The organism is Neorhizobium sp. LjRoot104, assembly GCF_964253725.1.
GTDB lineage: Bacteria > Pseudomonadota > Alphaproteobacteria > Rhizobiales > Rhizobiaceae > Neorhizobium.
This window is the reverse complement of the sequence record NZ_CAXURS020000001.1, coordinates 1,903,022-1,924,231: the sequence shown is the minus strand read 5'-3', so window position 1 is coordinate 1,924,231 and position 21,210 is coordinate 1,903,022. Positions and strand designations below refer to the sequence as shown.

At 62.1% G+C, this 21,210-nt stretch carries 17 protein-coding genes; 9 read left to right on the top strand and 8 right to left on the bottom strand.

The genetic code is table 11. The features are described 5' to 3' along the window. Position 1 precedes the first annotated feature (1 nt). On the bottom strand, positions 2-1,966 hold the full coding sequence (locus ACSQ8R_RS09760; RefSeq protein WP_436253158.1) for a methyl-accepting chemotaxis protein: 1,965 nt from the start codon (positions 1,964-1,966) through the stop codon (positions 2-4). Positions 1,967-2,248: 282 nt separating this feature from the next. Between ACSQ8R_RS09760 and ACSQ8R_RS09755 the strand changes: the two genes are divergently transcribed. The 3 genes from ACSQ8R_RS09755 to ACSQ8R_RS09745 all read left to right on the top strand — a co-directional run bounded on the left by ACSQ8R_RS09755 (position 2,249) and on the right by ACSQ8R_RS09745 (position 4,080). Continuing rightward, a complete protein-coding gene (locus ACSQ8R_RS09755) occupies positions 2,249-2,404 on the top strand; it encodes a hypothetical protein (protein WP_436253157.1) in 156 nt (51 codons plus the stop codon). Between the two features lie 120 nt (positions 2,405-2,524). Next, on the top strand, positions 2,525-3,124 hold the full coding sequence (locus tag ACSQ8R_RS09750; protein WP_436253156.1) for an SCO family protein: 600 nt from the start codon (positions 2,525-2,527) through the stop codon (positions 3,122-3,124). Between the two features lie 77 nt (positions 3,125-3,201). Beyond that, on the top strand, positions 3,202-4,080 hold the full coding sequence (locus ACSQ8R_RS09745) for a 50S ribosomal protein L11 methyltransferase (protein ID WP_436253155.1): 879 nt from the start codon (positions 3,202-3,204) through the stop codon (positions 4,078-4,080). Between the two features lie 196 nt (positions 4,081-4,276). Here ACSQ8R_RS09745 and ACSQ8R_RS09740 read toward each other — a convergent pair whose 3' ends face one another. After that, entirely contained in the window at positions 4,277-4,675 is a 399-nt protein-coding gene (locus tag ACSQ8R_RS09740) for a hypothetical protein (protein ID WP_436255546.1), read from the bottom strand. A 42-nt stretch (positions 4,676-4,717) separates the two neighbouring features. On the opposite strand from ACSQ8R_RS09740, the gene ACSQ8R_RS09735 reads away from it, so the two are divergent. Continuing rightward, positions 4,718-6,550, top strand: coding sequence for an aminopeptidase P family protein (locus ACSQ8R_RS09735; protein WP_436253154.1), 1,833 nt, complete (start codon positions 4,718-4,720; stop codon positions 6,548-6,550). A 17-nt stretch (positions 6,551-6,567) separates the two neighbouring features. Here the strand turns inward: ACSQ8R_RS09735 and ACSQ8R_RS09730 are convergent, their stop codons facing one another. The 3 genes from ACSQ8R_RS09730 to pncA form a co-directional block, all read right to left on the bottom strand. Further along, complete coding sequence (locus tag ACSQ8R_RS09730; RefSeq protein WP_436253153.1) at positions 6,568-6,882, bottom strand: AzlD family protein; 315 nt, start codon at positions 6,880-6,882, stop codon at positions 6,568-6,570. Position 6,883: 1 nt separating this feature from the next. Further along, positions 6,884-7,603, bottom strand: coding sequence for an AzlC family ABC transporter permease (locus tag ACSQ8R_RS09725; protein WP_436253152.1), 720 nt, complete (start codon positions 7,601-7,603; stop codon positions 6,884-6,886). Between the two features lie 119 nt (positions 7,604-7,722). Beyond that, on the bottom strand, positions 7,723-8,349 hold the full coding sequence (gene pncA / locus ACSQ8R_RS09720) for a bifunctional nicotinamidase/pyrazinamidase (protein WP_436253151.1): 627 nt from the start codon (positions 8,347-8,349) through the stop codon (positions 7,723-7,725). A 777-nt stretch (positions 8,350-9,126) separates the two neighbouring features. Here pncA and ACSQ8R_RS09715 point away from each other — a divergent pair. After that, on the top strand, positions 9,127-10,500 hold the full coding sequence (locus ACSQ8R_RS09715; RefSeq protein WP_436253150.1) for a DUF2778 domain-containing protein: 1,374 nt from the start codon (positions 9,127-9,129) through the stop codon (positions 10,498-10,500). A gap of 49 nt (positions 10,501-10,549) precedes the next feature. Here the strand turns inward: ACSQ8R_RS09715 and ACSQ8R_RS09710 are convergent, their stop codons facing one another. Then, the gene (locus tag ACSQ8R_RS09710) at positions 10,550-11,695 is read right to left on the bottom strand and encodes an amidohydrolase (RefSeq protein WP_436253149.1); all 1,146 of its coding nucleotides are present in this window, start codon (positions 11,693-11,695) and stop codon (positions 10,550-10,552) included. 81 nt (positions 11,696-11,776) lie between these two features. Next, positions 11,777-12,778 carry a zinc-dependent alcohol dehydrogenase family protein gene (locus ACSQ8R_RS09705; protein WP_436253148.1) on the bottom strand — a complete coding sequence of 334 codons (1,002 nt, stop codon included), beginning with the start codon at positions 12,776-12,778 and terminating at the stop codon, positions 11,777-11,779. Positions 12,779-12,952: 174 nt separating this feature from the next. Here ACSQ8R_RS09705 and ACSQ8R_RS09700 point away from each other — a divergent pair, with 174 nt between their 5' ends. Both ACSQ8R_RS09700 and ACSQ8R_RS09695 read left to right on the top strand, forming a co-directional pair. Next, positions 12,953-13,414, top strand: coding sequence for a hypothetical protein (locus ACSQ8R_RS09700; RefSeq protein ID WP_436253147.1), 462 nt, complete (start codon positions 12,953-12,955; stop codon positions 13,412-13,414). Further along, positions 13,414-13,932, top strand: coding sequence for a hypothetical protein (locus ACSQ8R_RS09695; protein ID WP_436253146.1), 519 nt, complete (start codon positions 13,414-13,416; stop codon positions 13,930-13,932). The genes ACSQ8R_RS09700 and ACSQ8R_RS09695 overlap by 1 nt, the downstream gene beginning before the upstream one ends. A 20-nt stretch (positions 13,933-13,952) precedes the next feature. Here the strand turns inward: ACSQ8R_RS09695 and ACSQ8R_RS09690 are convergent, their stop codons facing one another. Then, on the bottom strand, positions 13,953-16,427 hold the full coding sequence (locus tag ACSQ8R_RS09690; RefSeq protein ID WP_436253145.1) for an ATP-dependent helicase: 2,475 nt from the start codon (positions 16,425-16,427) through the stop codon (positions 13,953-13,955). Positions 16,428-16,704: 277 nt separating this feature from the next. On the opposite strand from ACSQ8R_RS09690, the gene ACSQ8R_RS09685 reads away from it, so the two are divergent. Both ACSQ8R_RS09685 and ACSQ8R_RS09680 read left to right on the top strand, forming a co-directional pair. Beyond that, positions 16,705-17,952, top strand: coding sequence for an efflux RND transporter periplasmic adaptor subunit (locus ACSQ8R_RS09685; RefSeq protein WP_436253144.1), 1,248 nt, complete (start codon positions 16,705-16,707; stop codon positions 17,950-17,952). Beyond that, complete coding sequence (locus tag ACSQ8R_RS09680) at positions 17,949-21,152, top strand: efflux RND transporter permease subunit (protein ID WP_436253143.1); 3,204 nt, start codon at positions 17,949-17,951, stop codon at positions 21,150-21,152. Before ACSQ8R_RS09685 ends, ACSQ8R_RS09680 begins: the two co-directional genes overlap by 4 nt. The last annotated feature ends 58 nt before the right edge of the window (positions 21,153-21,210 follow it).

Here is a 21,210-nt window from a genome sequence, read left to right as displayed (position 1 = left end):
GTCAGAACTCTTCCCATTTGTCTGAGGATCCCACGGCCTTCGGCTTGGCGGAGGTGGGGCTATTGCTGAAGGCTCCCGCGAGCTTGTTCATCAAGTTGAGTGCGGGCGATGGTTTGGGTGGCGTGGAAGCGCCTGCTGCCTCGACGGCGCGCGGGCCATTGCCTCCACGGATCTGGAAATGGCTGATCAACTGGTTGAGGTTTTCGGCGTCGCTTGCCAGCGAATGGCTGGCGGCAGTGCTCTGCTCCACCATTGCGGCATTCTGTTGCGTTGCTTGGTCCATCTGGCCGATCGCGATATTGATCTCGGTTAGTCCGGTCGATTGTTCGCGCGCAGAAGTGAAAATCGCGTGAACGTGATCGTTGATTTTCAGCACGTCGTCACCGATCCGGGTCAGGGCATCGCCCGTCGCCTTCACCAGGTCTACGCCGGTCTTGACCTCGTGGTTCGAGCGGGTGACCAGGGCTTTGATATCCTTGGCGGCACCAGCGGCGCGCCCGGCGAGTTCGCGCACTTCCTGGGCGACGACGGCAAAACCCTTGCCGGCCTCACCCGCGCGGGCCGCCTCGACCCCGGCGTTGAGTGCCAGAAGATTGGTCTGGAAGGCGATTTCGTCGATGACGTTGATGATCTTGCCGATTTCGGCGGTCGCGTCCTCGATCCGCCCCATGGCGGCCGTGGCATCGCGAACCACGCCGGAGGACTGTTCGGTGTAGTCCTTGGCGTCGCTCACCATCTGGGTCGCCTCTTCGGCGCGGCTGGTGGCGTTGCGCACGGTCGAGGTGATTTCTTCAAGGGCTGCCGATGTTTCCTCGAGCGAGGCCGCCTGTTTCTCGGTCCGCTTGGCGAGGTCGTCGGCGGCGGAGCGCATCTGGTTGGCGTTGGCGCCGATGGAGCTGGAACTGTTCGCGACCTCGGTCATGATATGGCGCAGGCGTTCGACGACCCGGTTGAAGTCGGTGCGCAGGCGCTCGAGATCGCCCCGGAAGGGGCGGTCCAGGGCGGCCGCGAGGTCGCCTTCGGAAAGACGGTTGAGTGCGCCGGCCAGTGAATCGACGGCAAAGTGGAGCGCCTGGGCTTCGGCCTTCTGTTCCGACTCGCTTGCCTGCCGTTGGGTTTCGTTCCGGCGGCGCTCGTCCTCCAGGCTGGTCTCCAGGGTCTGGCGCTCGACTGCTGCAAGCCGGAAGATGTCGGTGGCGCGCGCCATCTCGCCGATCTCGTCGCCACGGTCGATACCGGGCACGGGGGTCCTGTAGTCGCCGCCGATGATCCGCTGCATGCTGGCGCGAACCCCGTCGATGCCGCGCCGGATGGCGCCGCCGTGAACGCTCTGCAGTATCGCCATGGCGACCAGTGCGATCAAGCCGCAGCCGAGCTGCACATAAAGCGCGTTCGAGGAAAGCGTGTTTGCCTCGTGGACGCGGTTGCTGACAAGCTTCTCGCCCGCGACAGCCGCTGTCTCGAGCGTTGTGCCGACCCGTTCGCCGGCACCGTCGATGACGTCGTCGATCCTGTCATAGGCGTCATCGGGCGCGCCCGTTTCGACCATTTTTCTGAGATCGACCTGGATCGCCGTCGAAACAGCCGCGAGATCCGTCTCAAAACTCGACACGAGGCCCGGATTGCCAGTTTCGGCCGCGAGTTTCTTCAGATCGCCCGAGGAAGTTTTCAGCTTGTCGATCGAGTCCGCCATCGCCTTCAGCCGGGCAGGATCGACGCGTTTGTCGTCGCGGTCAACGATCGTGTCCATCGCCGCCAGAACGAGTTCCAGGTTGGCGATGCGCATGCCGTTGACGGTATCCACGTGCTCCCGGACCTCGGTGGCGCGCTGCAGCGCGCCTTCGACCTGCCGCCCCTCGTACCAGCCGACAAGCAGCATGGCGCCGATCCCGGCAAAGGCGGATCCTGCCAGGGTCCATAGTCGGTGATTGACCGAGAGTGTCTTGCGAATGGATTTTGCCGTCATGCCGTTGAAATTCCTCCCGATGCCGGACGGGTCCGGCAGACTTTCGGATAGAGATGGAAACAGGGAGCGAGCCGATATCGGCGACGTCATGTCTTTGGTGGTCCTGGCGGTATCGCGGCCCTCAGTGCGATGCGTCCGCATCCTCACTTCCATCTTGCCGCAACGATTCGTGAACCATCTTCGCCTTTATAAGATCTCAGACAGGTATTAATCTTACGCTAAGCTTGTTTCGAGGTTGTGCCGACCTTTCGGAAAGCCGGAAAAGGTTGTAGATTGAGCGCCATGGATCGCACTGTCGAGGGTTCCCCCCTGCCGCTGATCACCGCCGTAGGCCTGCTTTTGCTCGGGCTTGGCGGCGTCGCCTTTTATGGCTGGCTTCGGTTCGGCTCTTCCATTCTGCTGACGCTCGGTGAAAACGGTCTTTCCTGGTGTTTCTGACCGCTGCCGTATCGTTGAGACAAATCAGCGCGATGTCTTTCGAAAACGACTTCTTGAATTGCGTGTCCGCCGGCTCGGGTCTATCGCTCCGTCAACCAGGCCTGAGCTGAAGAGATACCGATGAAGAGCTTTCGAATCGTTCTGTGGATCGCCGTCGTTGCATTGGCGGGCGTGCTGGTCACCCTCACGATGACGTTCACGCGTTCGAAACAGCAGCTTGCCGAAGGTCCCTTCGGCGTCCCGTTCCAGCTCGTCGCCCAAAACGGCCAGCCGATCACCGAGAAGGCGTTTCAGGACAAGCCGACGGCGCTGTTCTTCGGTTTCACCCATTGCCCGGAAGTCTGCCCGACGACGCTGTTCGAGCTTAACGGCTGGCTGCACAAGGTCGATCCGGACGGCACCAAGCTCAACGGATATTTCGTCAGCATCGATCCGGAACGCGACAGCCCTGAACTGCTCGGCCAGTATGTCTCCAATGTCACCGACCGGGTGAAGGGCATTTCCGGCCCGCCGGCCAAGGTCCAGGAGATGGCCAAGGGCTTCAAGGTCTATTTCAAGAAAGTGCCGGTCGACGAGAAGGATCCGAACGGCGATTACACGATGGATCATACGGCTTCGGTATTCCTGCTCGACAATGGCGGGCGCTTCGCCGGCACCATTGCCTACGGCGAAAACCCCGACGTCGCGGTCAAGAAGCTCGAAAATCTGATCAAGGGCTGATACGTTTGGCGTTGAAGCCGACACGGCTTCTGTGGCAATCCTCTCCGCCACAGATCAATAGCTGAGAGACCGTTTCCTTGAGCGAAATCCGCCTTTACGTCACGTCCACCGAAAAAGGTGCGACCGAGATCCTCGATATCCTGTCGGAGGTCTTCGGCGAGGAGGATTTCGCCATCGCCACCACCGAAGTCGATGAAAAGAAAGACATCTGGGAAGCCTCCGTCTACATGATGACCGAGGACGAAGAGGCGGTGCGCGAGCGTATCGCCGAGGGCCTTGCCCAAGCCTTTCCCGCCTTGGAAATTCAAAGGGAAGTCATTCCGGATATCGACTGGATCGCCAAGTCGCTGGAGGGGTTGAAACCGGTGAGGGCCGGGCGGTTCATCGTCCACGGCTCGCATGACCGCGACAAGGTGAAAGTCAACGATATCGCCATCGAGATCGATGCGGGCCAGGCCTTCGGCACCGGCCACCATGGCACGACTGCCGGCTGCCTCGAAGTGATCGAGGACGTGATGGGCACAAGGACGGTCCGCAATGCGCTCGATCTCGGGACCGGGAGCGGTGTACTGGCGATCGCCGTGCGCAAGCTGCGCAACATTCCGGTGCTCGCTACCGACATCGATCCGGTTGCTGTGCGGGTGGCCAGGGAGAATGTCCGCCGCAACGGTATCGCGACGGGCATCCGTCTGGAAACCGCGCCTGGATTTCATTCTCCGGCGTTCGGTCGCGAAGGGCCGTTCGATCTGATCATCGCCAACATTCTTGCGCGGCCGCTGATGAAGATGGCTCCACAGCTGGCGGCACATCTAGCCCCGGGCGGGTCGGTCATCCTGTCCGGCATCCTCGCAGGACAGCGCTGGAAGGTGCTGGCCGCCTATAGGGGCGTCCATCTCGCGCATGTCCGCACTATCTGGCGCAACGGCTGGGTGACGATCCATCTGCGCCACGAGTGATTTTTCGCATTGCAGCATTGAATTCCGCGCATGGTTGCTGATGCCAAGACAGCAAAAAGGCGGCACCGTTGGCGCCGCCTTGCGATCAGTTTGAGACTGATCGAACCCGCGAGCGTGAGGGAGGATCTGCTCGAGCGGGCCTCGTATTCTGGAAGCCGGGGCGGGTGAGGGAGGAGATCCCGCGCCAGCCGTAAAATCAGAATACGTAGCTTTGAGCGCCCTTGCGGCGCAGTTCTTCGCGGCTGGTGCCGAGGTCCTTCAGCGTTGCATCGTCGAGGCTCAGCAAAGCGCCGTTGATATAACGGGCAACCTGACGCTCGCGAGCTTCGACCACCCGGTTGAAGGCATTGCGGAAGAAAGAGTTGGCCATGGAAACGATCCTTTTGAAACGGGCCTTGTTTGGCGCCCGTTCGATGATGTGAATATAGCTATTGCTGCACTGCACAGTGAGAGGGCTTCTCTCATTGGTGGTATGCGTGCGCTGCATAGGACGATCAGATCTGCGCCACACCTGTTGAGCAGATGCACAATCGCCGCTCACGCGGCTCGGCTGGCGCGGCTCGGCTGGCAATGTCTGTCGAAGATCGGCTAACATGGTTTCAACCTCTCGGAATCAGGCAGCCCGGAAAACAACCCCATGTTCCAGTCCTTCGAAGTGAAGTCCGCCCCGCAGTTCGGCCGTGATCGCGTCAGTGCGCTCAGGACGAAATTCGCCGACCTCGGCATCGACGGTTTTCTCGTCCCCCGTGCCGACGAATATCAGGGCGAATACGTGCCGGCTTCCGCCGAACGCCTGTCCTGGCTCACCGGCTTCACCGGATCCGCCGGCATGGCGCTGGTCACGCAACGTGAGGCTATCGTTTTCGTCGATGGACGTTACGTTACCCAGCTTGCCGAACAGGTGGACGGCTCGGTCTTTACCGCCGGCGATCTCGTCAACGAACCGCCGCATGTCTGGCTGCCGCGCCACGGCGCTAAAGGTTTCCGGCTCGGCATCGATCCGTGGCTGCATGCGGGCGCGGAAGTGCGCCGGCTTGAAAAGGCGCTCGCCGGGATCGGCGGTTCGCTGGTGCTGCTCGACGCCAATCCGCTCGATGTGATCTGGACCGATCGGCCGGCCGAACCGCTCGGCGCCGTCTCTATTCAGAAGCAGGAGCACGCCGGCACTCTGGCGAGTGAAAAGATCGCGGCGATCGCCGCGCTGGTGAAGGAGAAGGGGGCGGCCGCGGTCGTCATCGCCGACCCGACATCGGTCGCCTGGATATTCAACATACGCGGCGACGACGTTCCGCACACGCCCTATCCGCTATCGCGCGCCATCATCCCCGCCGAAGGCAAGGCCGAGATCTTCCTCGACCAGATGAAGACCGGCATCGAACAGGCCGCCTATCTCGCCCAGATCGCCGTGCAGCGTCCGCCTTCCGAGTTCCTTTCGCGACTTGCGGCCTTTTGTGCGGACGGCGCAAAGATGCTGGTCGATCCCGACCTGACGCCGCTCGCGCTCACCAAGGCGATCGCGGCCGCCGGCGGCGAGGTGGTAGAGGGAACCGACCCGGCCAAGCTGCCACGTGCCTGCAAGAACCGCGAGGAACTCGAAGGCTCGGCAAAGGCTCATCTGCAGGATGGCGCGGCGATGGTCGAGTATCTCTATTGGCTCGACAGCCAAGCGCCCGGAACGATCACCGAAATCGACGCGGTCAAGGCGCTAGAGGCAACCCGCGCCCGGGTCGGCCAAAACATGCAGAACCCGCTGAAGGACATTTCCTTCGAGACGATCTCGGGTGCGGGCGAACATGGCGCAGTCATCCATTACCGCGTCACGACCGAGACCAACCGCAAGCTCGAAGCGGGCGAGCTTTTCCTCGTCGATTCGGGTGCGCAATACGTCAACGGCACGACCGACATCACCCGCACGGTCGCAGTCGGCGCCGTTCCGGAAGAGCACAAGCGATTCTTCACCCTGGTGCTGAAGGGCATGATCGGCATCAGCACGGCTCGTTTTCCCAAGGGCACGCGCGGCTGCGATCTCGATCCGCTCGCCCGCATCGCGCTGTGGAAGGCCGGCGGCGACTATGCGCATGGCACCGGCCACGGCGTCGGCTCGTATCTCTCGGTGCACGAGGGGCCGCAGCGCATCTCGCGGCTGGCGACCCAGGAACTGCTACCCGGCATGATCCTGTCCAACGAGCCCGGTTATTACCGTCCGGGCTCCTTCGGCATCCGCATCGAAAACCTCATCTATGTGACGGCGGCGGAAGAGATCGACGGCGGCGACCAGCCCATGCTCGCCTTCGAGACGCTGACCTGGTGCCCGATCGACCGCCGCCTGGTGCTGCCTGCGCTGATGACGGCGGAGGAACTCGGCTGGCTCAACGGCTACCATGCGGCCGTGCGCGAAAAGCTGCTGCCGCTGATCGACGACGAAGCCGTCAAGGCCTGGCTGGTGAAGGCGACCGAGCCGCTCTCCTGAATTAAAGGTTCTCTAACTCAGAAGCCCAGCAGGTGGCGGCAGAGCATCGCTGCCACCCAGCCGGCGCCGAGCAGCAGCAGGCCCGGATATCGGATGCCGACGACGAGTGCTGCAAGCATGGCGATCTTGACGTCCCAGCCGCCGTTGAAGAAGGCGGGGGCGACGAGCGTGGTCAGGACAGCGGCCGGCACGGCGTTGAGTGCCTGTTCCATGCGCGGCGGGATCGTCTTCATCCGGGTGATCAGCACATAACCGCCGATGCGGGTGAGGAAGGTCGCGACCGCTGCGGCGAGAATGAGAACAACCATGTCCATCGAGAGCTGGTCTGCCATATCAGCTCTCCGTCTCGGCGATGGCCGTCATCGGCGCGGGCTCGGTGGACAGCGGCAGGAAGGCGGCGGCGACCACGCCGACCGCAGCACCGATGCTGACATGCCAGGGCGAGCCGACAAAATGATAACCGAGCACGGAGCCGAGCGCGCTTGCCATCACTACCGGATAAAAACCCGGCTTGCGGCGAAAGCCGATAACCAGCCCGAGGAAATAGACCGGCAGCAGAACGTCGATTGCAAGCGCACGCGGATCGCCCATCATCCGCCCGAAAAACGCACCGACGACGCTGAAGAACAGCCAGGGGAAATAGATTGCGGCGCCGAAGCCGATATACCAGGGGAAGCTGACGCCCTGGCCGCTTTCGCCTCGCTTGACCGCTTCGGCAAATTGCGGATCGGTGAGCACGAAGAAGGTGAAGAACTTCTGGACCGGGGTAAAATGGGTAATGAACCGCGTCAGCGCCGCCGAATAGAGGATATGGCGGAAATTGACCGCGAATACGGAGAGCACGATCAGCCACGGAGCCACGTGGTGGCCGAAAAGCTCGATGCCGACGAGCTGGCTGGCGCCGGCGTAGACGGTCGCGCTCATCAGGCCCGCTTCCACGACCGAGAGGCCGTTGTCGCTCGCCACTGCGCCGAACAGTACCGCGAAAGGCGCCGAGGACAGGGCGATGATGAGGCCGCCCCTCAGGCCCTGGTTGAATTCGCTGCGATTCATTGACGAAATCCTTTTCGCACCGGCTTTAGAGCCCTGCGAGACCTCGCGCAATTCAATTGGGCTGATGGAACGATCGATTCCGCTGAACCATTGGGCTGTGCGGCCCCCAATTCGGGCGGTCAGGCGGCAAGGATGTCCTTGCTCGAAACGATGCCGATGCCTTTGTCCCTCATCTCGGCAATGGCGCTCTTCACGCCTTCCGGATCGATTCCACGACTGGCGTCCTCGATGAAGCGCACTTTTACGCCCGGCAGCATCTCGACGGCATCCAGAGCGGAGAATTTCACGCAATAATCGGTCGCAAGCCCGCAGAGATCGAGTTCGGTCACCTGCTGGGCTCTCAGATAACCGGCAAGGCCCGTTGTTGCGGCCTGGTCGTTGTCGCGAAAGGCGGAGTAGCTGTCGACCGCAGGGTTTTCGCCCTTCTGCTGGATATAGTCCACGGCCTCGACGTTGAGGTCAGGATGGAATTCCGCATCCGTCGTACCCTGGACGCAATGATCCGGCCACATGACCTGCTTCTGGCCGGATAACTCGCCCATGTCGAACGGCTTCTTGCCCGGATGCCGGGAGGCAAAACTACCGTGGTTTTCCGGGTGCCAGTCCTGCGAGGCGACGATGACGTTATAACCGCCGCCCTCGATCAGTTGGTTTGCGATCGGCACGATTTCATCGCCATGGGCGACGGGCAGGTTGCCGCCCGGACAAAAACCGTTCTGGATGTCGATCAGGAGCAGCGCTTTCATCGGTCGTCCTCCGGTTCCCGTATCGCTGGAGGATGCCAAGGGTGGAGGGCAGGATCAAGGGCGATATGTTTTTGCGGTGCAACGGTCGGTGAGCTTCCTCGGCATTCGCTGATCTCCATGGACCCGCATATCAACGATCATCCGGTCGTTTTATGGGTGCGGGAAAACGACCCGGAGAACGCGATCGTGGTGCGGCAGAACTAGGTCTCTGCAACGCTGTCGAGTATTCGCGGCTGACTGGCCATCGGGCTGTTTTCGGAGTTCGCGGCGGTCGGTGACGAGGGCCTGGTCTCCTGCTTCCAACTCCGGATGCGGGCTGTTGCGGAGATCTGGCTGATCACTCTGAACGGCTTCGGTATACACCTCGGGTCCGGGCTGTCATGGACGTCGCCAGGGCACTGCTGTCGGAACATGTGCCCGAGGAGCTGCGGCATGCGGGGAGGGAATTGGTATAAAATTCGTATCAAGCCTTGAAAGAATAAGATTTTGTGGCTAAACAGCAACGGTCGTTGGCTTGACTAGCCTCAATTACGCGCGGGGCGGACACCCCGTTGCCGCAATTTGGTTAAACTTCCGACGGCATGCGCTTTTATGTGCACCACCGAAACCAAATCGGGGCGACGTAAAGACATTGGTTACCATAATCGTTCATCCTCACATGCAGTCGATAGGCGGCAGTGAGCAAAATCTTCGTTTGCTCAGCGCTCGCCAGGGTTGTGTTGGCGGTCTCGCGGAAGCGATGCCCGCCGGTGTGAGTAACGGTTCGGGTAACGAGTGATGGCGCGTTCGGTCCAGACGTCGGTAAGTGGCAGGCAGGCAGGCAAAGTTCCGCAGCGCGGTAAAAAATCCCGCTCTCTCCTGGTCAATGTCACGGTCGGTTTCGGCCTGACGGTCGCCGCCCTGATGGGTGCGTCGATAGTTACCATGGCGACCGCGGTGAAGTCGGCTTCCGATGTAAAGTTCGAGACGGCGTTGGCAAAGCCGATCGCTCTTCCCGTTGCCGCAACACGTGAGCGCGAAATCGACGTTTCGAAATTCTCCCGCCTGCCGGGCAGCGCGCCCGCAGATCCGAAGGGCCGGCGCCTGGCTGGCGCCGAGGTGGCCGCTCTTGAAGCCCGCAAGCCCGATATTTCGAATGTCAGCCAAATGCTCAACGTGGCGATGGCCAAGGCCGCCCGGCATCAGGAACACGAGCAGCGGTTTGCCGCACTCGAAAAGGCCCGTCCGGACGCCAATGCCATCCGCGCCGTGCTCGGCTCAGCGATGGAAAGCCTCGTCGTCGTGGCGCCCCGCGCCGCCAGCGGCACCTTGCCGGATATGATCCAGGATGCCCAGTCGGTCACCACTGTTGCCGGGCTCAAGGACATGAAGCCGGTCGAAATGGCTGCGCTCGAAGAAACAGCCCTGGAAGAAGACGATGCCGACGAAAGCGAGGTCGCGGTGGTCGAGGAGGCCGTTCCCGCGGCGCCTTCCTATGCCCTGCCGAAGGCCGGTCCGCTGCCGGTGATCCGTCCGGGCTCTGCCGCCGACAAGCCCACCAAGCCGGCAGCCCTTGCAGCCATCGCCGCTGTCGCGCCGCAAAAGCCCGCCAAGGCGGATGACGGCGACGACAAGCCGACGGCGCTCGCCTTCGCCAAGCCCGACAACCCGATGCGTGAGGAACCGACCCGTCCCTCGCAGTCCGCGCCAGCCTGGCCCGGCATCGGCACGAAAGTCGCCGTCTACGATATTTCCGGCGGCATGGTCTATATGCCGAACGGCTCGAAGCTCGAAGCGCATTCCGGCATCGGCAAGATGCGCGACAACCCGGCCTTTACGCATGTGACGATGCGTGGCCCGACGCCCCCCGGCACCTATAGGCTGTCGATGCGCGAAAAGCTGTTCCACGGCGTTGCCGCGATCCGCCTGACACCGGTTGACGGCAAGGCGCCGCAGGGCCGCACCGGTCTGCTCGCCCACAGCTTCCTGCTGCGGGTACGGGGCGACTCGCACGGCTGCGTCGCCTTTGCCGATTACGACAAGTTCCTGAAAGCCTTCCAGCGCGGGGATATCACCCACATGGTGATCGTGCCCAAGTGGGATGGCAAGCGCCCCGGCCGCGGCACCAATGGCGGCTTCATGGCCAAGCTGTTCGGCAATAACGACGCCTGATCGGGACCCGATGACGTGACGCCGGACGAGAGGCGTCACCACCAGGACTTCAGCCCAGAATATCCCTCGCCACGCGCGTAAAAATCCTCGTGCCGATCGGGATCAGGTCGTCGGGGAAATCATAGTTCGGATTGTGCAGGTTCGGCATGTTTTCGCCGGCGCCGAGGAAGAACATCGCCGACTTCGAGACGCTTGCGAAGCGGCCGAAATCCTCCGAGCCGCGCATGGTCTCGCCGGCATCGTGGGGAACGCCTTCGGCATCCATCGCCACCCGCAACATCCCGGCGGCCTCGGCGTGGTTTTCGCAATGGCCGAAGATGTCGTGATAATCCATCTCGCATTCCAGACTGCCGGCGGCGGAGATCTCGCGAACCAGGTTTTCGGCCCGGGTCGTCAGCGCTTCCATCTGGCTGTCGGTCATCGTGCGCAATGTCACCCATACCTCGGCATGGCCGGGGGCGATGCCGAATGCGGGTTCGCCGATCGAGGCATGCGTCACCGTCGCGAGTACGAGGTCGCCCGTCGCGATCGAGCCCTGGCTGAGAGCGGTCAGCGCCGGCATCAGCGTTGCGACCGCCGGGACCGGCGAAATGCCCGTCTCCGGCATGGAGGCATGCGCCGTGCGCCCGGCCAGCGAGATCCGCAGGCCGCGCGAGGCGCAGTTGACGATCCCGTCCTTCAGCCAGGCATTGCCGAGCGGAAGGCCCGGCATGTTGTGCAGCGAAAAGCTGTAATCCGGCGCCATTTCCCTGAAATTCGCGTCGGCGACGACCGCCGCAGCGCCAGCGCCCGTCTCTTCCGCCGGCTGGAAAAGCAGGATGACGCGGCCGCGCTTCGGCCTTTCTCGTCCGAACTGCCGTCCGAGTGCCGCAAGCATGGCCATATGGCCGTCGTGCCCGCACATGTGGCCCTTGCCGGGGATTTTCGAGCGATGGTCCGGCGTGCCAACCTCCTCGATCGGCAGCGCATCCAGTTCGGCGCGGAACAGCACGGTCGGGCCGGGAAAGCCGCTGTCATAGACGACCGCGACGCCGGTGCCGCCGAGGCCGGTCACAACCCTGTCCGGCCCGGTATCGGCGAGAAAGCCTTGCACCTCTTCGGCCGTCGCGATCTCTTCGCCTGATATCTCGGGCATGGCATGCAGCCTGCGCCGCCATGCGGTGAGCTCGATGATATCCTGGTTGGTGAGAAACATGGGGCTGCTCCCTGATCGCCGGGTTTGTCCCGAGGTAACCGGGGCAGGGGTTCTCCGCAAGGAAAACCTCTCCCCGACCAATCACCACTCGATGCCGATCTTGCCGAAATGGCTGCCGCCCATCTCATAACGGAAGGCGTCGGCGAGTTTTTCGAGCGCGAACACCTTGTCGATCACCGGCCTGAAGAGGCCCGTATCGAGCGCCCGCACGAAATCCTGCTGCTGGCGGCGGCTGCCGACCAGAATGCCCGACAGCACCGCCTGCTTGCCCATCAATGCCGCGGTCGGCACTTCGCCGCGCGGGCCGGTCAGGACGCCGATCATGGCGATATGGCCGCCCATCTTCACGGCCTGGATGGACTGGCCGAGCGTCGCGGGACCGCCGACTTCCACCACATGATCGACGCCGCGGCCGCCCGTCCAGTCAAAAACCTGTCTGCCCCAGTCGGTTTGTTCCTTGTAGTTCACCGTAAACTCGGCTCCGAGTTTTTTGGCGCGCTCCAGCTTGTCGTTGGAGGAGGAGGTGATCGCCACCCGCGCGCCCATGGCTCTCGCGAGCTGCAGCGCATAGATCGAAACCCCGCCGGTGCCGAGCGCCAACACCGTCTCTCCGGCCTTCAGCCGTCCGAGTTCCACCAGAGCGCGCCATGCGGTCAGGCCCGCGGTTGTGATCGTCGCCGCCTCTACATGGCTGAACCCTTTCGGAGCCAGCGTGAAGGCGCAAGCCGGCCGCACCGCATATTCGGTCGCGAACCCGTCGATACCATCACCCGGCGTGCGCGAAAAACCGCCCGCGGGCGGAGGGCCATCCTGCCAGTCGGGGAAGAAGCAGGAGACCACACGATCGCCCGCCTTGAACTCGCTCACCCCTTCGCCGACCTCCTCGACCACGCCGGCCCCATCCGCCATCAGCACCCGTCCATCGGTCGGCGTCCTGCCGCTTGCGACGCTCAGGTCATGGAAATTGATCGAACTCGCATGCAGCCTCACCCGGATCTCGCCAAAGCCGGGTTCGCCCGGATCCGGCAGATCGACGAGTTTCAGGGCATCGAGGCCACCGGGGGCGGTGACGATGGCTTTCATGAATTTTCCTCCCTCTAAAATTCAAAATCTCCTGTGCGTGAGGTAGCGGGAGACAGGGAGGCTGACAAGGCCGTCACTTTGGCCGCAAATGCAATCTGGAACGGTGCGGGCTATCGTTGCAATTTTATGTGGAAGATGTCATTTCTAGTAGTACTTGGTTAAATGGGGGAGAACATGCGTACGGTCCTGTTTCCAGTTCTTATTTCCTTGGCAACACCACATGCTGCTTTTGCTGGAGAAAAGGCTGCTACCGCAGCAGTTCAAATCATAAGTGAATACGCAGATCGTATTTGTGGGGTAATGCCCGTTAACGGAGAAACCAGCAATCTTACCCTGGATGGTGAAACAGAAGCAAAGTTGAATGGACTTGTTTCAAAGTTAGCGGACCTGGGTATTAAGGGAACCGCAAAATATGAGTTTAAGAACTTTAAAAATGTTCTTCAGGCAGACCTTCCGAAATTAATAGAAAAGCAGGTCGAGTGCAAAAGTGCGGTAAGCGATAAGATGTCAGGCGCTATTCTCGATGCCTTTAAAGTCGATGATAACGACATAAAACAATCGACAGGCAATATCACTAACAACGGAGATGGAAATTTCAATAATACCGGCATTCAGAATAAAATAGAGATTAAATAATGCTATATAAATTTATGGTGTTATTTTTGGCAATTTTCGCATCGACAGTTTTTGCGCGTGCTCAGACCGGCGGAATCTCAAATAATGGAAATTGCAATATAAATATTACCGGAACCGGTAATAATGTTTCGGTTAATAACCCTTGCGGAAACACATCGTCCTCCAGTGATTTTCTTACTGTCTTTACTGGCAACGCCATGTATCCAATATTTGGATTGAATAATTATAACGTAAACTGGGCCATGAGTGACCTCACTCTAACTGTTGATGATAAAGTCATTATAAATCAAGATCTGGGTAGTGTCTTAAATCCCAAAAATAGAAGATTGAAAAAAGGAAGTCATTATTACGAAATAGAGATTTCCGTGTATTTTCTTAACGGAGTGAATTCCAGCGCGACTTGTGGTGGCATCATCAATTTACAAGCCGATGCTGTTCTCATGCCGCGAATTTCAGTGGTCGCGAACCCTGTCGGGCAACTTTTCTCACAGGGCTGTGGGTTTGAACTGCGTCCTTAGGTAAAGGGTGCAGGGCGATCTCACACCCGCTCCACAAACCCATCCAGCACCCGTTTTTCTCCGGCTCGGTCGAATTCGATGGTCAGCTTGTTTCCCTCGATCGCGGAAATATTGCCGTTCCCGAACTTGACATGGAACACCCGGTCGCCAACCGAAAACTGCGACGGCGTGTCCGCCACGGACTTGGCCACCAGCTCCCCGTCGATCGTCCGTGTCCGCGGGCCGCTTTCGCCGTAGCCGATGCGTTCCACGGCGTGGCCGGAGCGGGTGCCCCAGTTGTCGCGGGTGGCGTCGGTCTTGTTGGCCTGGGCGCGTTTCCAGCCGGGTGTCGAATAATTGTTGGTAAAGGGATCGGCCTTGTCGAAACGCGACTGGCCGTAGCCCCCGCGTCCGCCATAACCGCCGTAATTGCTGTCTGACGCCGCGACATCCACGTGGGCGGCCGGCAGCTCGTCGAGGAAGCGCGACGGCATGGTCGATTGCCACAGGCCGTGGATGCGGCGGTTGGAGACGAACCAGATATGGCAGCGGTGTTTGGCGCGCGTCAGGCCGACATAGGCGAGGCGGCGTTCCTCTTCGAGCCCCGAGCGGCCGCCCTCGTCGAGCGCCCGCTGGTGCGGGAACAGGCCTTCCTCCCAGCCGGGCAGGAAAACGGTGTCGAATTCCAGGCCCTTGGCCGAATGCAGCGTCATGATCGAGACGGCATCGAGGTTTTCGTTGGTCTCGGCATCCATGACCAGCGACACGTGTTCAAGGAAGCCACGCATGCTCTCGAAGGCTTCCATCGAGCGGACGAGTTCCTTGAGGTTTTCCAGCCGGCCCGGCGCTTCGGCCGTCTTGTCGTTCTGCCACATGGCGGTATAGCCGCTTTCGTCGAGGATCTGCTCGGCAAGCGTGGTGTGCAGGGTGTTTTCGAGCAGGCCCTGCCAGCGGCGGAAATCGGTGACCACGTCGAACAGCGCCTTGCGCGCCTTCGGCTTCAACTCGTCGGTCTCGATGAGATCGGCTGCCGCCTGCAGCATGGGGATGTCGCGGGCGCGGGCATAGTCGTGCAGGTAGCGCACGGTCGTGTCGCCAAGGCCCCGTTTCGGGGTGTTGACGATCCGCTCGAAGGCGAGATCGTCGGAAGGCTGGCAGACCATGCGGAAATAGGCCATGGCATCGCGGATCTCGAGCCGCTCGTAGAAGCGTGGGCCGCCGATGACGCGGTAGTTGAGGCCCAATGTCACGAACCGGTCTTCGAACTCGCGCATCTGGAACGAGGCGCGCACCAGGATCGCCATGTCGTTGAGCTTGTGCTTGCCGCGCTGTAGGTTCTCGATCTCCTCGCCGACAGCGCGCGCTTCCTCTTCCGAATCCCAGGCGGCATGCACCACCACTTTTTCGTCGTCGGGGTCGGAGCGGTCGGTGAACAGCGTCTTGCCGAGCCGGCCCTCGTTATGGGCGATCAGGTGGCCGGCGGCGCCCAGGATGTGTTCGGTGGAACGGTAGTTGCGCTCCAGCTTGATCACTTTCGCGCCCGGAAAATCCTTCTCGAAGCGCAGGATATTGTCGACTTCGGCGCCGCGCCAGCCATAGATCGACTGGTCGTCGTCGCCGACGCAGCAGACGTTCTGCGGGACGTCCTTCGGCCGCTGGGCGAGCAGCCGCAGCCACATATATTGTGCCGTATTGGTATCCTGGTACTCGTCGACCAGGATATAGCGGAATTTGCCGTGATATTCCTTGAGCAGATCCGGGTTCTTGCGGAAGATCGCGATCGGGTGCAGCAGAAGATCGCCGAAATCGCAGGCGTTCAGCGTGCGCAGACGGTTTTGGTAGGCGGCGTAGAGTTCGCGGCCCTTGCCGTTGGCAAAGGCGCGGGCATCGCCTTCCGGGATGTCGGCCGGCAGCAGGCCCTTGTTCTTCCAGGTATCGATCATGCCGGCAAACTGTTTTGCCGGCCAGCGCTTGTCGTCGAGGCCCTCGGCCTGGATGATCTGCTTGATCAGCCGCACCACGTCGTCGGTATCGAGAATGGTGAAGTCGGAGCGAAGGCTCGCGAGTTCCGCATGGCGACGCAGCAGTTTCACGCCGATCGAGTGGAAGGTACCCATCCAGGGCATGCCCTCGACAGCGCCGCCGACCAGAACGCCGACGCGTTCCTTCATCTCGCGTGCCGCCTTGTTGGTGAAGGTGACGGCAAGGATCTGCGAAGGGAAGGCCCGGCCGGTCGCGAGGATGTGGGCGATGCGGGTGGTCAGCACCCGCGTCTTGCCGGTGCCGGCGCCCGCGAGCACGAGAACCGGGCCGTCGAGGGTCTCGACCGCGTCGCGCTGTTCCGGGTTGAGGCCTGCGAGGTAGTCGGGCGCCCGGTGCTGGTCGCGGGCCGCCATGGCGCGCGCGGCGATGCCGAGGCCGCCATTGCCGGCAGCTTGCGGCGGGGCTTTACGCGGCGCCTGGGGGTGCTGCGGTTCTTCGTCGAAGAACGGAATGTCGTCGAAACTGTTCGTCATGCGGCCAATGTAGTGATTCGGACCTGAAAGACCAGAAAATGTTCTGCTTTCATTCCGACTGTTCACACAAGGCAAGGCCAAATTGTGAAGAGGCCGCCGGTTGCCCACTGCGAAAGCGGCGATTTTAGGAGTATATGTATGCTTCCGAGCTAACATATGCGTGAAATTTCGTGAGGTTACATTTTTGTAAGGTTGCCGAACACCCATTGCGTGAGCAGCCGCAAAAAAGGATAATCCCGGGCAATATGGCCTCTTGTTGCCGCCATCGGAGAATTGAATGCGGATTTGGAAACAGCTTCTGCTCTGTCTCGTAGTTCTGGCCGGAGCGCTCGGCCTGTGGGTCTACCTGGTGCCGAGCGCCGGCGGAACCCTTATAAAGATGGGTGTTCCCGGCGAAGTGATCGCCGCCGTCATTCCGAAATCAGCGGCCCAGCCCGCACCTGCTGCGGCGGGTGGTGCCGGCGGCAATGCCGCGGCGCGTTCGCAGGGCGAGGGCGGAGCACAAGGAGCCGCGCAGAATGGGCAGCGCGGGGCAGGCGGCCAAGGCGGCGGACAGGGTGGCGGCAATCGCGCCACGCTCGTCGTCGCCCAGCCGGTCGCGACCGGCACCGTCAACGACCGCCTCTCGGCGATCGGCAGCGGCGAGGCGATCCAGTCGGTCGTCGTCATGCCGCAGGCGTCCGGTACCATCAACGAGATCATGGTGACGTCGGGTCAGAAGGTCACCAAGGGCCAGGTTCTCGCCCGCCTTGACGACGAGGAGCAGACGATCGAGCGCGACAAGGCGCGGGTGGCGCTGACCAGCGCCCAGGAAAAATCCGCTTCCTACAAGAACCTTCAGTCATTCTCGCGTCTCGATGTTTTCGATGCGCAGATCGCCGAACAGGCCGCGAAGCTTGCGCTCTCCACCGCCGAACTCAATCTCCGGCGCCGCGATATCGTCGCACCGATCGACGGTATTGCCGGCATCGTCGCGGTCAATATCGGCGACAACGTCACTACCCAGACCAATGTCGTGACGATCGACGACCGCTCGGCGATCCTCGTCGATTTCTGGGCGCCGGAACGTTTTGCCGTCGCCATCGAACCGGGCCAGGCTGTCGAGGCGAGCTCGATCGCCCGTCCGGGCCAGGTGTTTTCCGGCAAGGTAGAAGCAATCGACAACCGCATCGATCCCGCCAGCCGCACGATGCGGATCCGTGCCCGGGTGGAAAATGCGGGGGACGTGCTGCGCGCCGGCATGGCCTTCAACGTCGGCATGCGCTTTGCCGGCGAAAGATATCCGGCGGTCGATCCGCTGGCCATCCAGTGGGATGGCGAAGGTTCGTATGTCTGGCAGGTCACGGACAATAAATCCGTAAAGACCCGGGTGCGCGTCGTTCAGCGCAATCCCGATGCAGTCCTCGTGGGCGCCGAGCTCAAGGAAGGCGACAGGATCGTGACCGAAGGTTTGCAGCGTGTGAGGGAAGGGGCGGCGGTCCGGATTTTCGGGGCGCCGGAAACGGCTGAGGTGGCGCGCCAATGAAGACGGAACTCCCAGGCGTTGGCCATGAGGACGACGGCAAGGCAGAGGCGGAGAAATCCGCGCAGAGCTTTACCGCCCTTTTCGTCCGCCGACCGATCCTTGCCGCAGTTCTGAACACGCTGATGGTCGTCGCGGGTCTTGCGGCGCTCGCCGGCGTCGAAGTGCGCGAACTTCCCGACGTCGACCAGCCGGTCATCACGGTGCGCACCAATTACGACGGCGCCTCGCCACAGACGATGGACCAGGAAGTTACCCAGGTCATCGAAGGCGCGGTCGCCCGCGTCTCCGGCCTCAAGGCGCTGTCCTCGCAGTCGCAGTTCGGCTCCAGCCGCGTGACGATGGAATTTTCCGACAGCGTCGATCTGTCGGAAGCGGCAAACGACGTGCGCGATGCGGTCGGCCGTGTCGTCAACCAGTTGCCGGACGATGCGGACGAGCCGCGCATCGTCAAGGCGGACGCCGATTCCGACGCGATCATGCGCCTTGCGGTCACCTCGTCGAAACTGTCGATGGAAGACCTCACCCAGCTCGTCAACAATGAGGTCGTCGATCGGCTCGCCGCCGTCGAAGGTGTGGCGGACGTCGATCTTTATGGCGACCAGGACAAGGTTTTTCGCGTCGATGTCAACCAGGCTGCATTGGCCGGCCGAGGGCTCACCGTCGCCGACGTCTCCAAGGCGCTGTCGAGCGCCGCGCTCGACGTCCCGGCCGGCTCGCTGAAGAGCACGACCCAGGATATCGTCGTTCGCGCCACCGCCAACCTCACCACGCCGCAGGATTTCGAAAATGTCCTGGTCGGCCCGAATGTCCGTATCCGTGATGTGGCGACCGTGGCGCTCGGCCCGGACGACGGCACGACCGTGCTGCGCGCCAATGGCGTCCAGGGCGTCGGCCTCGGCATCATCCGCCAGGCGCAGTCGAACACGCTCAACATCTCGAAGGGCGTCAAGGCCGCCGTCGCGGAGATGCAGAAGACTTTGCCGGAAGGCACCCGCATCGCGATTACCGGCGATGATGCGATCTTCATCCAGGGCGCGCTGCACGAGGTCGAGATCGCCCTGACCCTCTCGGCCACAGTCGTCGTGGTGGTCATCTTCCTGTTCCTGCGCGATTGGCGCGCAACGCTGATCCCGGCAATCACCATGCCGGTGGCGCTGATCGGCACGCTGGTGGCGATCTACCTCGTCGGTTTCTCGATCAACATCCTGACACTGCTCGCCATCGTTCTGGCGACCGGTCTTGTGGTCGATGACGCGATCGTCGTGCTCGAAAACATTGTCCGGCGCCGAGCGGAAGGCATGGGTCCGCGCGCCGCCGCCGTGCTCGGCACCCAGGAAGTGTTCTTCGCCGTCATCGCGACCACCGCGACGCTCGCGGCCGTCTTCATTCCGCTCTCCTTCCTGCCCGGCCAGATCGGCGGCCTGTTCAAGGAATTCGGCTTCGTGCTCGCCTTCTCGGTGGCCCTGTCGTCGGTCACCGCCCTGACGCTCTGCCCGATGCTCGCGTCGCGCATGCTGACCAAGCCGATGAAGGAAGACCACGGCCTGCTCGGCGCCTTCGGCAACCTGTTCGCCAGCGTCTATGCATCGGCGCTGCGGTTCTGCCTCAATGCGCCTCTGGTCGTCATCGTCGTTTCCGTGGTCTTCTCGATTGCCGCCTACAATGTCTTCGGGCTGGTCAAGAGCGAACTGACGCCGCGCGAGGACCGCGCCACGATCATGCTGCGCCTGACGACTCCGCAGGGCGTCAGCCTCGACTATACCCGCGACCAGATGCAGCGCGTCGAAGAGAACCTGAAGCCGCTGCGCGATTCCGGCGAGATCACCAATGTCTTCTCGATCTCGGGTTTCGGCAGCAATAACAATAGCGGCTTCATGGTGCTGACGCTGGCGCCCTGGGACGAGCGCACCCGCAGCCAGGACCAGATCGCCGCCGACGTCAACGCCGCGGCGCTCCGGGTTCCCGCCCTGCGCGGCTTCACCATGCAGGCGAACAGCCTGAAGATCCGCGGCGCCGGCAACGGCCTGCAGATGGCCCTGGTCGGCAACGACTACGACGTGCTGACCTCGACGGCCCTGAAGCTCGTGTCGCATATGGAAGGCGAGGGAGCCCGGTTCTTCGATACGCCGCGTCTCACCAACGAGCCGACCCAGGCGCAGCTTTCGGTCGCGATCGACCGCGAACGGGCCTCCGACCTCGGCATCGACATTACCGGCCTGTCGACCGCCATGCAGTCGCTGCTCGAAGGGCGCTCCGTCGTCGACGTCTTCGTCAACGGTGATGCGCTGCCGGTCAAGCTCACCTCGACCACAAGGCCGATCGACGACCCGACCGATCTCGAGAACATCTTCCTGAAGACCGGCGACGGCAAGATCGTGCCGATGTCGACGATCGCGACCTTGAAGGAAGGCGCCGTGTCGCCGCAGCTCAACCGCGAGGAACAGCTTGCATCTGTCTCGATCTCGTCGAACCTGCGCAACGGCGTGGCGCTCGGCGATGCGGTCAGGGAAGTCTCTGCGATCGCCCAGCCGTTGCTGCCGGCGGGCGTCCGGCTGGTGCCGATGGCGGAAGCCAAGACGCTCGGCGAAAATTCCAACGCCATGCTGATGACCTTCGGTTTTGCGATCGCGATCATCTTCCTGGTTCTGGCGGCGCAGTTCGAAAGCGTGCTGTCGTCGATCATCATCATGTCGACCGTGCCGCTTGGGCTTGCCTGCGCCGCCATCGCGCTGGTGCTGACCGGATCGAGCCTCAACGTCTACAGCCAGATCGGCCTCGTGCTGCTCGTCGGCGTCATGGCCAAGAACGGCATCCTGATCGTCGAATTCGCAAACCAGCTCCGGGATCGCGGGGCGAGCGTGCGCGAAGCGATCGAAACCGCCTGCGCGCTCCGCCTGCGCCCGGTGATGATGACGATGATCGCCACCGTCATCGGCGGCGTGCCGCTGCTGCTTGCCCAGGGCGCCGGTGCGGAAGCCCGTATCGCGCTCGGCTGGGTTATCGTCGGCGGGCTCGGCTTCGCGGTCATCGTGACACTGTTCATCACCCCGGTCGCCTACCTTCTGATCGCCGGTTTCGCCAAGCCGCATATGCACGAGGAAGCACGGTTCCATCAGGAACTGGCGCATGCCACGCAGCGCGGGCAGGAGAAGCAGGACAACGAGAAGGAAAAAGAGGAACAGCTGCTCGCTGCCGAGTGAGCCTGTTCGGGAGCGCCGGCGCAAGCCGTCGCTTCGCGTTGCAGCGGAGCCGATCCCC